Origin of the sequence: Christiangramia aquimixticola (genome assembly GCF_048285835.1) — a bacterium.
Classification (GTDB): domain Bacteria; phylum Bacteroidota; class Bacteroidia; order Flavobacteriales; family Flavobacteriaceae; genus Christiangramia; species Christiangramia aquimixticola.
The window spans coordinates 514889-529391 of record NZ_JBLVTL010000002.1 but is presented as its reverse complement, the minus strand read 5'-3'; the positions used below and the strand labels follow the sequence as shown (position 1 = coordinate 529391).

Annotated in this window: 8 protein-coding genes; 1 reads left to right on the top strand and 7 read right to left on the bottom strand. The window is 40.5% G+C overall.

Annotation, left to right across the window (positions count from 1 at the left end; all coding sequences use genetic code 11):
* Positions 1-51: 51 nt before the first annotated feature.
* Entirely contained in the window at positions 52-1824 is a 1773-nt protein-coding gene (locus tag ACNKXV_RS06055; RefSeq protein ID WP_417906807.1) for a 1-deoxy-D-xylulose-5-phosphate synthase, read from the bottom strand.
* An 89-nt stretch (positions 1825-1913) separates the two neighbouring features.
* On the opposite strand from ACNKXV_RS06055, the gene ACNKXV_RS06050 reads away from it, so the two are divergent.
* The gene (locus ACNKXV_RS06050; RefSeq protein ID WP_417906806.1) at positions 1914-2363 is read left to right on the top strand and encodes a nucleoside deaminase; all 450 of its coding nucleotides are present in this window, start codon (positions 1914-1916) and stop codon (positions 2361-2363) included.
* A 37-nt stretch (positions 2364-2400) separates the two neighbouring features.
* On the opposite strand, the gene ACNKXV_RS06045 is transcribed toward ACNKXV_RS06050, so the two are convergent.
* The 6 genes from ACNKXV_RS06045 to ACNKXV_RS06020 are packed head-to-tail and all read right to left on the bottom strand — an operon-like array spanning position 2401 to position 14348.
* Complete coding sequence (locus ACNKXV_RS06045; RefSeq protein ID WP_417906805.1) at positions 2401-3186, bottom strand: glycoside hydrolase family 16 protein; 786 nt, start codon at positions 3184-3186, stop codon at positions 2401-2403.
* Complete coding sequence (gene bglX / locus ACNKXV_RS06040; RefSeq protein WP_417906804.1) at positions 3186-5462, bottom strand: beta-glucosidase BglX; 2277 nt, start codon at positions 5460-5462, stop codon at positions 3186-3188. The genes ACNKXV_RS06045 and bglX overlap by 1 nt, the downstream gene beginning before the upstream one ends.
* Before the next feature lie 57 nt (positions 5463-5519).
* Complete coding sequence (locus ACNKXV_RS06035; protein WP_417906803.1) at positions 5520-7157, bottom strand: family 16 glycosylhydrolase; 1638 nt, start codon at positions 7155-7157, stop codon at positions 5520-5522.
* Between the two features lie 15 nt (positions 7158-7172).
* Entirely contained in the window at positions 7173-9836 is a 2664-nt protein-coding gene (locus ACNKXV_RS06030) for a hypothetical protein (RefSeq protein WP_417906802.1), read from the bottom strand.
* 23 nt (positions 9837-9859) lie between these two features.
* Complete coding sequence (locus tag ACNKXV_RS06025; RefSeq protein ID WP_417906801.1) at positions 9860-11323, bottom strand: RagB/SusD family nutrient uptake outer membrane protein; 1464 nt, start codon at positions 11321-11323, stop codon at positions 9860-9862.
* Positions 11324-11327: 4 nt separating this feature from the next.
* Positions 11328-14348: a SusC/RagA family TonB-linked outer membrane protein gene (locus tag ACNKXV_RS06020; protein ID WP_417906800.1), complete on the bottom strand. Its 3021-nt coding sequence runs from the start codon at positions 14346-14348 to the stop codon at positions 11328-11330.
* Positions 14349-14503: the final 155 nt, after the last annotated feature.

Sequence of the window (14503 nt, the reverse complement as noted above, 5' to 3'; positions counted from 1 at the left end):
GCGAAGCTTCATTTACTAATTGTAGTTTTTGGGAATTGCAAAAATAAAAAATCAAAGCATAGCATCGAGCTTTTGACCTATACCCTGAACGTTAAATCCTGAAATTTCTTGTAATTGATCCACAGTTCCTTGTTCAATAAAGGAATCTGGTACTCCCAGGATCTCTATTTTCCCTTTATAATTTTTACTTGCAGCATACTCCAGCACGGCACTTCCAAAACCTCCAGCCTGCACACCGTCCTCTACGGTCAATATTTTCGAAAATCTGCTGAAAATTACATCCAGTAGTTGATAATCCAGAGGTTTTACGAATTTCATGTCGTAATGGGCAATTTTCTCAGGGGATTGATTTTTTTCAATTGCTTCAGAAACATTTGCGGCCATGTTCCCAATGCTCAAAACTGCAATTTCAGAACCTTCTTTCAGGCATTCCCCTTTTCCAATTTCCACCTTTTCAAAAGGAAGTTTCCATTCCTTCTGGACTCCCCGTCCACGTGGATACCTGATAATTATTGGATGCTCAAGCTCAAGCTGTACTGTATATAATAAATTTCTAAGTTCAGATTCATTCCGTGGAGCGGCAATGATGAGATTAGGAATGCCACGGGAATAGGCAATATCAAAAACACCGTGATGTGTGGCACCATCTTCTCCCACCAGACCGGCACGATCCAGACAAAAGATGACTGGTAGGTTTTGCAAAGCCACGTCATGTATCAATTGATCGTAAGCTCTTTGTAAAAACGTGGAATAAATCGCGCAATAAACCGTAAACCCCTGAGTCGCCATTCCGGCAGAAAGCGTAACCGCATGCTGTTCGGCTATTCCCACATCAAAAGCACGATCTGGAAATGCCTGCATCATATATTTTAAGGAACTACCGGTAGGCATGGCCGGGGTAATCCCTATAATCTTTTCATTCTTTTCAGCAAGCTCGACGAGAGTGAGACCAAAAACGTCCTGATACTTTACCGGCAAACCTTCAGTATCATATTTTAATAATTCCCCCGTATCAGGTTCAAATTTACCCGGAGCATGATACTTCACCTGGTCCTCTTCAGCTTTTTTAAGGCCCTTCCCTTTCTTTGTGATCACATGAAGGAACTTGGGCCCTTCAATTGCTTTCATCTCGTCCAGAACCTTTAAAAGCCCTTTTAGGTCATGACCATCCACGGGTCCAAAATATTTAAAGTTTAAGGCTTCAATAATATTATCCCGTGCAGGTTTATATCCCACCCGTGCTTTAGTGAGATATTCTTTTAAAGCTCCCACACTGGGATCGATCCCAATGGCATTATCGTTTAGAATTACCAGTAAATTAGCATTGGTCACCCCGGCATGATTCAATCCTTCAAAAGCCATCCCGCTGGCGATGGATGCATCACCAATTACTGCTATATGCTGTTTATTTTTTTCTCCTTTTAATTTCGATGCAATGGCCATCCCCAAAGCTGCAGAAATGGAAGTAGAAGAATGACCTACTCCAAATGTATCATATTCACTTTCCTCTCTTTTTGGAAATCCGCTGATGCCGTTGAGTTGCCTGTTGGTTTCAAAAACATCTCTTCTGCCGGTAAGGATCTTATGCCCATATGCCTGATGTCCCACATCCCATACCAGAAGATCTTCGGGAGTATGGAATATATAATGAAGTGCAATGGTAAGCTCCACCACACCCAGACTTGCTCCTAAATGGCCTTCTTTGGTAGCAACTATATCGATGATATATTTTCGCAATTCAGCCGCCAGAAGGTTCAGCTCTTCGGGTTTAAGCATCCGAAGATCTTCGGGACTTTGAATATTTTTGAGAATTTTTGAAGCCATGCAAGGCAAAGTTACTCAAGCAAACTGAAATTAGGACAGCAAGCCACAAAGGAATCTTCAAAATTTATATCTTGCCTTAAAATTTCGCTATGCTTTCTCCTTTCAATGACGAATATTTTATGAAAAAGGCTTTAGAAGAAGCTGAAGCCGCATATGAGAAAGGTGAAATCCCGGTTGGTGTGGTGGTGGTAATCAATGATAAGATCATTGCCCGCGGCCACAATTTAACGGAAACGCTTAATGATGTTACCGCTCATGCCGAAATGCAGGCGATCACCGCCGCAGCAAATTTTTTAGGTGGCAAATATCTTCAAAAATGCACCATGTATATTACCCTTGAACCTTGCCAAATGTGTGCGGGTGCCCTTTACTGGAGCCAGATCTCCAAAATTGTTTTTGGTGCTACAGATGCTCACAGAGGCTACCGGAAATTTGGAGTTCAGCTACATCCAAAAACGGAGGTAAAGACAGGGGTCATGGAAGAAGAAGCCGCTTCACTTTTAAAAAGATTTTTTATTGAGAGAAGGAATTTGAATTAAAAAAAAGACCCCAATTTTAAATTGAGGTCCGTGTATTTTAAATATCCTGAGGCAGTCTGGAAACCTTTATATAATCGATATAGAATTTATCTGGCAGCGCTTCGTCATCAATTTCAGAGCCTCCAAGATTCCCGCCTACCGCCATATTGATAAGGAAATAAAAATCCTTTCTAAATGGGTAAATTTCATCATTATAGGTTTCAGGCGTAAAACGGTATAAAGACTTACCATCAACAAAGAATTCAATATAATTTTTTGTCCATACGGCTTTATAAACGTGATAACCTTCTTCTATTTCTTCAATTCTTGTTTTCTTAGTATTTATAGTATTCCCATGACTTGCCGGAGTATGCAAAGAAGTGAAGACGATCTCCGGCTCCCTTCCAATGTATTCTAGAATATCTATCTCACCGCTTGCCGGCCAGCCAACTTCATTAATATCTGCTCCCAGCATCCAGAAGGCAGGCCAAAGGCCTTTCCCAGTTGCTAATTTGGCTCGCACCTCAATTACTCCGTAAGTAAACTCGAGCTTGCCTTTAGAATTGATCTTCCCGGAGTAATACTCACCGTTTTTTTTAACCGCAGTAATTACAAGTTTTCCATCTTTCAGAGAAACATAATCCCGGCTGTAGATCTGCTTTTCATTATTTCCCCAGCCACATAGATTGGGACAACCATCACCTTCCTCATAATTCCAGACCTCCATATTCAGTTGATCTGAATTGAAATCTTCCTGAAAGATCACTTCTTCCTGAGCATTCAAAAAATTTGAACAACCAAGCAGAACGCTTACGGGTATTATGAGGTGTGAAATGATCTTCATTATTCTACATATTTAAGGCTTATCGTTTTTAGGTCTTCAGAGTTTCCTCCCAGCATAAGCTCAAATTCTCCTGCTTCAGCTTTCCAAACACCTTTGGCATTATAGAATTTCAGCAGATCTGAGTCTATTTGGAACTCTACATTTTTAGTTTCTCCGGGTTGTAATTCAACCATTTTAAAACCTTTTAGTTCCTTGATAGGTCTGGCCACACTGGCTACTACATCATGAATATAAAGCTGAACTACTTCTTTCCCTTTTATACTTCCGGAATTGGTAACAGGAATACTTAGAGTAACCGATTCGCCTGTTTTTAATTCAGCAGAAGATAAGTTAATTTCTCCATATTTAAAAGTGGTATAACTAAGCCCGTAACCAAAAGGATACAATGGCCCGTTCTGGATATCTGTATAATGAGAATAGGTTACATGCTGATCATTAGAAGGTCTTCCGGTATTCATCCGGTTATAATACAAAGGTTCCTGACCAACAGCTTTAGGGAAGGAAACCGGTAATTTTCCTGAAGGATTATATTTTCCTAAAAGTACATCTGCAATGGCATTTCCACTTTCAGTTCCTAATTGCCAAACCTCGACAATTGCCGGAACATTTTCTGCAGCCCATGAAATTTCCATAGGTCGGCCATTCATTAATACCAGAACAATATTTTTATTCACTTTATGAACCTCCTTCAGCAATTCCAGCTGTAAACCGGCCAGCCCAATATTAACCTGGCTACGACCTTCACCCGACTGAAAAGCATCTTCACCCAGAACCATGATCACAACTTCAGCATCTTTGGCTTTAGCTACGGCATCAGGTATTCCGGATCTGTCAGTTTTATTGATCTTTAATGGCATTAGGAAACTGCGTTCGCCTTCACCAAGAGTCACCCCTTTAGCATACGATAGCTTAGATCCCAGGTTGGCGTTCTTTAAACCTTCCAGTACAGAAACAGCAGAATTTTTTTCTCCCTGCGCTCTCCAGTTACCTATTGGAGTGTCTTTATCATCTGCCAAGGGTCCTATCACAGCGATCTTTTTTACCGAATTTTTCAGCGGCAGAAGATTATTTTCATTCTTAAGAAGAACTATCGATTTTTTTGCAATTTCACGTGCAGTTTTCCTGTGCTCATCATAAGGAATTTTAGAAGCAAGTTCTGCATTCATATAACGATAAGGATCCTCAAAAAGGCCTAATTTAAATTTCACCCGAAGTATTCTTCTAACAGCATCATCTATAAGAGCTTCGTCCACTTTTCCTTTAGCAACCAGTTGTTGTAGTCCGGCTTCGTATGCTCCACCCTCCATATCCATATCACTTCCTGCTTTTACAGCAATTTCAGCAGCATGAACTTTATCTGAAGCAAATCCGTGAGGGATCATTTCTGAAATCGAACCCCAGTCTGAAACTACAAATCCCTGCCAGCCCCATTCACCTTTCAGAATCTCTCTCTGCAAGAATTCACTACCGGTAGCAGGAATTCCGTCAATGGTATTAAAACTGTTCATGAAAGTTGCCACTCCGGCATCTGCCGCAGCTTTAAAAGGTGGCAAGACCACATTTTGCAGTTCATTCATTCCAATGTTCACCGCATTATAATCTTTACCTCCTTCAGCAAGTCCATAACCGGCAAAATGTTTTGCAGTTGCAGCAATGGTATTTGGACTGGAAAGGTCCTCTCCCTGGTAACCTTTGATCTTGGCTACAGCAATTTGAGAGGTTAGATAAGTATCTTCTCCAGATCCTTCCATAATTCTACCCCAACGTGCATCTCTGGAAATATCTATCATTGGAGAAAAAGTCCAGTTCACTCCCTGAGCAACAGATTCCAAAGCGGCAATCCTTGCCGATTCTCTGGCAGCATCTACATCCCAGCTGGCAGTTTCTCCAAGTGGAACCGGAAAGATGGTATTATAACCGTGGATCACATCATAACCAAAAATAAGAGGGATCTTAATTCTTGAATTTTCCATGTTCAAACGCTGGGCTTTTTCTGTTGCTTCAACTGAAAGTACATTCAGCATTGAACCTACAAGACCTTTTTTAAGTCGGTCTTCTTTTTCTTTATTCCCAACTTCAGAAGCAGGGCCGGTTAGATCCCAACTCCCGTTATACTGAACCATTTGGCCTACCTTTTCCTCCAGGGTCATCAGGCTTAAAACAGAATCTACTTTCTTCTCGACATCTTTCACTGAACTTTTAATACCCGAATTTTGAGCATAAAGGCCTGTGACCCCGATAAAAAGGGATAATGTACTTAATAATAATTTTCTCATAATGTATTGGATAAATCCCGGAACGAATGCTCCGGGAATTATAGACTAAACAAACTTTTATTGAAATACTTTTACATAATCAATTTCCATGGATGATTCAGTAAAATCATCGGCAATGGCGCCACCAAGAGTTCCTCCCATGGCAACATTAAGCAACAGGAAAAAATCGGCATGAAATGGTGTGGATTCATCATTGTCAAATTCAAGATGAGGCACACCGTCCATGGAAAAAGTAATTTTTTCAGCGGTCCATTCTACTTCGTAAATATGGAATTCAGTGGTAACATCGGTCAAACCGGTAATATCACCAAGAATTGGATTTCCTCCGGAATTTCCCGGAAAATGTAATGCAGAAGAGATACGGTCTGGCTGGTTTCCAACAAATTCCATGATGTCCATTTCACCTACACCCGGCCATGCTTCTTCAGGCCATTCAGCTCCCAACATCCAGATTGCCGGCCATGTTCCACCTCCAGCAGGAAGTTTTGCACGCACCTCAACTCTACCATAGGTAAACTCAAATTTATCCTTAGTGGTAATCCTTGCTGAAGTGAAATCAAATCCATCTTTGGATTCTCTTTGGGCAGTTATAATAAGGCTACCATCCTGCACGCGAACATTCTCCTGAGAATCTGTATAATACTGTGCTTCACCATTCCCCCAGCCATTATCTCCATTTCCAATTTCATAATTCCAGTTATCACTGTTAAGGGCATCACCATCAAAATCATCTACCCATACAAGCTCAGAAAACTCTTCGGTTTCTTCCCCGCTACCGTCATCAATAGTCCCATCCGGAGATGTGGTAAGGATAAGGTACCATACAAGGAAGGTATCGTTTGCCTGTATGGCCCGCAACACCATTTTATTTTCAGAAATAGAAAGTACTTCGTACTGATTTTGGCCAATGTAATAGCTAATAAAGCCGCCGTCACTAATATCCAGAACCGTTCCTGTAGAATTAGAAGCTGAGATCCCTGAACTTGCAGGAACCAGAGATACCGGCACTGTTGCTGTTGGCGGATTGGCATCAAGACATTCATCAACAAACTGTTCTCCATTACCTCCAAATTGAAGGGTATATTGCCAGTTTACAAACGAAGCGTCATAGTCTTTATACTCATATTTAATATCTCCATTCCCATCAAGGCTAAAGATCATTTCATCATCATAAAAACAATCAGGTCCAAATCCAGGAGGGCCCTGAAAGAAGCCACCCATGTCTACGATTGGTCCATCGTCATCCGTATTCTGTCCCACCGCTAAGTGACCGGTTACGGCAGATGCGATATACCAGGTTTTAGAATCACCTCCCGTAAGGAACTCCTTAGTGGTTGGGTCGTTAAAATCACTTCTTACTTCAACTTCAAGAGACTTAGAACTACTTACTCCGCCTTTTCCATAAGCGATTACTGTTACCAGGTAAGTGTTAAGCCCAACTTTTGTGAAGCGTTTAGTGTAGTTACCTCCCGGCGCAACCGCAGAGGTTCCATCTGGGAAAGTATATTTATATGTTATTGCATTTTCTGCCGATGCATTGAACTCAACGAGTCCAGTCCCATCATCACTAACATTAGTGTTAACACTAAGATTAGTTGGCACCAGAATGGTATCCAGTGTCAGGTCATCTTCCTGACAGCTGGATAGCATTATGCTTACCGCAAATAAGCTTAAAATTAATTTGAAATATTTCATAGTTTATCTTTTTTCCTAGTTATGGAAGTACAGGTTATCTATATAAAAAGTACCGCCATTATCTGGCTGAACGTCAAATTTGATCTGAAATACATCACTTATATCAAGCCCCTGGCTTGTAAATTCTGAAAGTGGGATTTCAATACTGTTCCACTGGTTTGGAGTAACATTCAAACTAACCGATCTCTCACCAGAACTACTGATAAGGAAGAACGGAATGGAAGTATAATCTCCAGACCACACATCTATGTGTACGGTAGTATAAGCCGTTGCATCTATCGCTTCTCCAAAATCAATTCCCTGATAATTGGCATTGCTGTATTTGATGAAATTATCTCCACCCATATCGATCATTTCGAAAGCTGTAGACTGCCCCCAGTCCGGGTAGTAATTTACCCCGGCAGGATCTGAATAAGCATCACTAAAGATCGATTTTACCAAAGATGCATCTAAGGCAGGAGCTGTTGCAGCTGCGGCTGGAGCTCCAGAAGAAGCGCCACCACCATTACCCATGGTAACATTATCAAAATAAGCCACATTTTCCTGTGTTCTTTCCTGGAAATCCGGGAAAATCACCAGACCTGTTATGCCTGTATTTTCAGGATTGCCTATCACTCCAGAGAAGTCGAAAGTCAATTCTTCCCACTCATTTACTTTGGTATTAGCAACCTTGATCTCTCCGGTTGATCCTCCGCTAGCATTTTCAAATTTGATTCCAACATCACTTATCACAGATTTCCATACCATGATCTTCACAGTACTGTTTGAAGCGTCAAGGGTAAATGGAGTTTCTAACTGAGTGATGGTTCCCGACCAGGGTTTTCCACCCTGTCTTGCAGTGAACTTTGCTACGGTAGCAGAAGTATTTCCAGACATATCAGGATTGGTAATAATTTCCAATCCCGGGTTGTCCACATTTTCAAAAACTGACCAGTTTGCAGCAGCTCCACCATTGGCAGCTGTTTCAAAATCTACCGGGAAGCTTGTTTTAGTGTTCCCATTAGAACCACCGCCTCCGGTACCATCAGTTTGTATAAGATCATCGAAGTAATAGATATCTCCGTCACATTCGGCATTTCTTTCAAAATAGATAATGATACTTCTAAAAGTTTTATCATCAACATCAGAGAAATCGAAAGTTAATTCCTGCCAAACACCAACTTGAGTAATTTCAGCAACTCTGTCCTCTGCCGGATCAACATCCGGATGTGGTTCTTTCTCCAGTCTTAAAGTAACCTGAGCTGTTTGAGTTTTAGCAAGAACTTTTAGTTTGAAGATCTTCTTATCTGTAGTTGTAAAGTCAATTGGCGTTGCAATAGGTTTACCTACTCCAGACCAGGTAGCACAACCAGGCGATTTATCTACAATTTGAACGTAACAGCTTGGGTTAATTCCATCTGTTATAGGGTTTGGAACAATTTCAGACCCAATGTCTCCGAATGCATCAAACTCATGGTCCTCATCATTCGTTTTAAATGTCCAGTTAATTGGTCCGTTTGCAGGATCAATATTCTCATCAGTTTCAGCTACACAATTTGCTGCAGCAGCTTCCTGCATAAGGTCGTCTATATAATAAACTCCATCTGCACTTCCATTAAAATCAAGGAATAAAGAAATCGCATCATATTGTCCGTCTGGAACTATTGGTGCTCCTCCGGTATCATCATTATTGATATAACTCGTTTTGGCGTCTGTTCCAAAGTCGAAAGTTAAAGTCTCCCAACCTGTTCCTCCATGATCTACAAGAACTTCGTTAGATCTTTCTCCATTCACTCCCGTTTCTAATTTTAAAAGTACCGGGAAGGCAACTTCAGAATATAATTTTATGCTTAGTTTCTTATTATCTCCGGAAAGATCTACAGGTTCACTCAAGTTAAAGGTTACACCTTCAAAAGCTGCTCCTGTTTTGGTAATTGCACCTACTTTAGATTCGGCAGAATTCTCACCTGAAAGTTCAGGATTCATAATAATTTCGAAAGCAGTTTCTTCAGCACCAAACGGAGTGATATTGTAACCCACTAATGGATCGTCAAAAGTAACCGGTAGTTTTAATGGATCTGTTGCATCCGGGATCACTACTTCAACGGTAGTTTCTGTAGTAGCTGCACCGGCACCTTTAGCCACAACTCTAATCATATATGTTCCAGGAGTACCATAAGTATGTTCGATACTTTCATCGGGCATTAACTGTGTTGGTTCTTCATCATCAACATCACCAAAATACACATCAAAGGTAGTTGCATGATCTGCACTTGCGCTAATGGTAACTTTAGAGGGATCTCCTCCATCCTGAGCTACATCAACTACAAGATTTTCCGGAGCTTTGAACGAAATAACCAATCTCTGGTTAAATTCACTGGTAAGTCCTGTTGCGCCAACAGCTACAACTCTTACCAGATATTCTCCTTCACCATAAGTATAGGTTACAGTTTCACCCGGAGCTACATCTAATGGAGTATCCTCACCATCACCAAAGTAAACTTTAAATACCTGAGCACCTTCACCACTTGGGGTAATACTAACATCTCCTGAATCATCCTGAGATACATCAAAAGCTGCAGTTACACCGGTAGGAGCTGATATTTCCTGAAAGGCGTAATTCGTAATTTCATCATCATCGCAACCTGTGAATAGCAGGAGAGAGATGGTAAGCATTGCTAAAATTCTGAATATTTTCATCTTATTCGTTTTATTATAATTTTTTAATAACCTGGATTTTGATCCCAATTGTTTCCTGCAAGTTGAATTTCGACAGCCGGGATAGGGAATAATTCATGTTTCCCAACCACAAAACCATCGATTGCTGCTGCAGCTCTTCCGGTTCTAACCAAATCGAAGAAACGGTGACCTTCACCAACAAGCTCCAGTCTTCTGTCTTCATAGATCTGCTCTAAAAGATCTGTATCGGCAAGGGTAACAGGATCAAGACCAGCTCTAACTCTTACCATATTCAAGTATTCTCTGGCTTTTTCTTCGTTAGAAGAAGTCTTCTTGTAATTAGCTTCAGCAGCCATTAAAAGAACATCTGCCAGCCTAATTGAACGGTAATTATTTGGATTAGTAAGATTGGCATCACCAGTATTCAGGTCTCCCTGTCTCGCGATGTATTTTCTATTATAATAACCTGTATGCTCGTAACCTTCAACATAAGTTGCTCCGGTTTCGGCAGCCCAGGCTTCTATATCCAGAATGGCTACATCTTTTCTAATATCACTGGAAGTAAAAAGATCTACTACCTCCTGAACTGGTACGTTAAAACTAAATCCAGAATCGAAAAGCGGTCCGCTATAATTTCTTATTCCATTAAATCCAACGGCAACGTTTCCTTCACTACACTGAAGACATCCAAAACCGGCTCCTTCTTTATCTGTGTACTGAACTTCGAAAACCGATTCAGAATTGTTTTCTCCCTCAGGTTCAAAAATGCTGTTATAATCATTTACCAGTGCGTAAGGTCCGTTGATCACCGGTTCAAATGCTGATGCAGCTTCAGCAAATTTATTCTGATACAAATATGCTTTACCAAGTAAGGCCTGTGCAGCTCCTGAAGTAATTCTACCCTCTTGAGCCTGTACAGCCGGAAGATTGGCCGAAGCGAATTTTAGGTCTTCCTCGATCAATGCATAAACTGCAGATTTAGGACTTCTTTCTATATCGAATTGTGAACCAAATTTAATTCGTTCATCAATTGCCAATGGCACATCTCCAAACCATTTTACAAGTTCAAAGTAGTAATAGGCTCGTAAGAACCTCGCCTGAGCAATGATCGCATTCTTGCCTTCAAAATCTATTTTATCCTGAAATTCCAGAATATAATTTGCCCGGTTCACTCCGGCATACATCCAGCTCCAGATAGATCTTAATTGGTCATTAACCGGTGTATGCAGCATGTCGTCAATTTCCTGAATTCCCGGAACATCTGTGGCACTCTCACCACCGGCAAGGGTATTATCTGATGCTATTTCCCCCAACATTACGTTAAGGTAAGTGGATTGCAGAAGATCGTAAGCTCCTACCAATGCCAGGTCATATTCCTCGGGAGTATTAAAATAGTCTTCAGAGTTCTCATCCTGACTTTTTACCTCCACGAAGTCATCACTACATCCTGCGAGGGCCAAAAGAGCTATCACCAGGATACAATTGATTGTATATAATTTCGTTCTCATTTAATTAAAATTTCAAATTAATTCCCAACATATAAACTCTTGGTACCGGATAGAATCCCTGATCTATACCGCCCCCAATTGGAGCACCATTAGATGCTGAAGGATCGTATCCTTTATATTCAGTTAGCGTAAATGCATTATTAACAGATGCATAAAACCTTAACTTTTCTACTCCCGTATTTGCTATTAAATCATCAGCCAGCGTATAACCTACCTGTACATTTTGCAGTCTCAGGTAAGACCCGTCTTCAACATAAAAATCTGAGAACAGATTGTTAGAGTTTGCTCCGGTAGTCACCCTTGGGAAACTATCTGTAGAGCCGGCTCCGGTCCATCTTCCTAAATAGGAATTGGTCTTGTTGGTGTTAGGCTGATTTCGTTCATAATTCCGAACTATATCATTCCCAAGGGAAGCAAATGCATAAGTATTAAAATCGAAGCTCTTATAAGTAAAGCCAAGGTTCATACCCATAGTAAGATCTGGAATTGGATCTCCAATATTGATCCTGTCATCTGAATCTATCACTCCATCACCGTTTTGGTCTACATAGCGAATGTCTCCAGGTGCGGCATTAGGTTGCGCAGCAGCGCTGTTAACTTCCTGCTGACTCTGGAACAGTCCGTTGGTTTCTAATCCGTAGAAATATCCTAAAGGTTGTCCCGCTTCCATTCTTGATGGCGGTTCCAGACCAATCCCGAAGGATCCGCCGGTAAGGAATCCACTTTCACTGTTTACGTACAATACTTCATTACGTAGAGCTGTAAGATTATAATTCACATTGAACTTAAAATTCTCATTTACATTTTGATTGTATCCAATTGAGAATTCAAAACCTTCGTTCTCAACTCCACCTCCATTTACGAATGGCGCAGAAGAACCTGGAGCAGCTACTCCAAGAATTCCGGAAACTTGAGGAATTACAAGTAAATCTTCAGTTTCCTTTTTGAAATAATCCATAGTGATCTCTACTCTGGAATTGAATAATCTGGCATCAACACCTATATCCAGGGTCTTTTGTTTTTCCCATCTAATTTCCGGGTTTCCAAGAGCACCGCTGGCTTTACCAAAAACCAGTTCATTGTCAAAAACATAAACACCTTCCCCGTTAAGTAAAGAGGAATATCTAAAAGCAGGGATCCTGTCGTTTCCAATAACCCCGTAACTACCACGTAATTTCAGGAAGCTTAAAGTTTTACTTTCATCCAGGAAACTTTCGTCGGAGATTACCCAACCTACAGAAGCAGAAGGGAACCATCCAAATTTATTAGCCGGTCCAAATGCTGTGGAACCATCACGTCTAATTAAACCTGAAAAAAGATATTTTCCTTTGTAATCATATTGCAATCTTGAAAAGTAAGAGAGTAATCTTGTATCGAAAGTATTACCACCATTCTGATAATTATCCTGTACTTCAAGCGCATTGGCTATTCTCGCATTTCCATAATCGTTGGTTGGCAATTCGTAGCCGGTAACAGAAGATAAATCTCCGGTTGTTTTAAAAACCGACATCCCCAGAAGATACTTGATATTATGATCTCCAAAATTGTCGTTATAGGTAAGGTAATTATCCCAGGTATAATCACGGTAGATATCAAAGGTTTCAGTCACACTATTACGGTCAACATTAAAAACTTTCCCCGAACCAAAAAATGCTTCAGGAGCAAAATATCTACCATCCACCTCAGCATAATTGAACTGAAACTGAGTTTTAGCGGTGATCTTTTCCCATAGGGTATATTCCAGTCCTCCAACTCCACTAAATTTATTTACTTCAGTACCATTATAAGTATTGTCAATTTGCGCCAGTGGATTTATTACTTCATTCCCTAAACCTTCCGCAAGTGTAAAATCACCGTTTTCATCATAAACAGGAAGATTTGGATTCATATTAACCGCATTGAACAGGACAGAACCCAGGGCATTTTCAGCCAAAGTACTTCTGTTCGAATTGGTATAAATCCCGGAAACGTTCAACTTAAGATTTTCGATCACATCAAGATTATAATTAAGTCTTGCCGTTAACCTGTCGTAAGTTGATTTTCCTTTTCCAACTATACCATCCTGGTTAAAATAGGAAGCTCCAGCAGAATATCTTGATCTTTCCCCACCACCTGAAACATTCAGGTTCATATCAGACATTGGTGCAGTAGAAAAAACCTCTTCCTGGTAATCTACTCCTTCTCCAAGATTTCGGAAATTGGTAAAAGGTGGTGTCTGGCCACCGGCTGCATAAGCTTCGTTTACTATTACAGCATACTCTGTAGCATTAAGCACCGGAAGTTTTCTTGTAGTTTCCTGTACTCCGGTATAGGCATCAAAATCCACTTTTAATTTGGTATTGAATTTCCCCGATTTGGTGGTGATCAATATTACCCCATTTGCTGCTCTTACACCATATATTCCGGCAGTAGCATCTTTAAGCACATTAATACTTTCAATATCATTAGGATTGATCACACTAAGATCCTCTATAACGTTACCGTCTACAAGAATTAATGGTTTGTTGTTTCCATTAGTACTTATACCCCTAATATTAATATTTGATCCACTTCCCGGAGATCCCGAGCTGGAGGTAATGTTTACCCCGGCAACTCTACCCTGTAAAGCCTGTTCGACCCGTACCGGATTTAAATCTTCTATTGTTTCTGATCCCACGACGCTTACCGCACCGGTGATCTCTTTTTTAGTCTGGGTACCGTATCCTATTACGACTACCTCATTTAATGCTTCAGAATCTGTTTGAAGCACCATATTGATTGCACTTTGAGATGTTACTCTCACTTCCTGGGTTTGAAAACCTACATAACTAAATTGGAGTACATCTCCAGTGGAGATATCCTGAACCGTAAAATTTCCATCAAAATCGGTAGTAGTACCGCGTGACTCATCTTTTACCAGTACGTTAACCCCCATTAAAGGCATTCCGTTCTCATCGGTGACATTTCCGCTAACCGAAAACGATTGCGCGTAAGCACCGAAAAACCCGCTTAGAAATACAATCAAAAGACAGGTAAATTTCTTCATGTGATATATTATTAAAATTGTAATTTCAATTTATTAACATATCTCAAGTAGAGGGCACAATTCACCTTTACAAAATATCTACAAATGCGAAATTTTTAATTTGAGGGGTACTATTTTGCGTAATTATCAATCTCACAGGGGCTTGAAAAGGATTA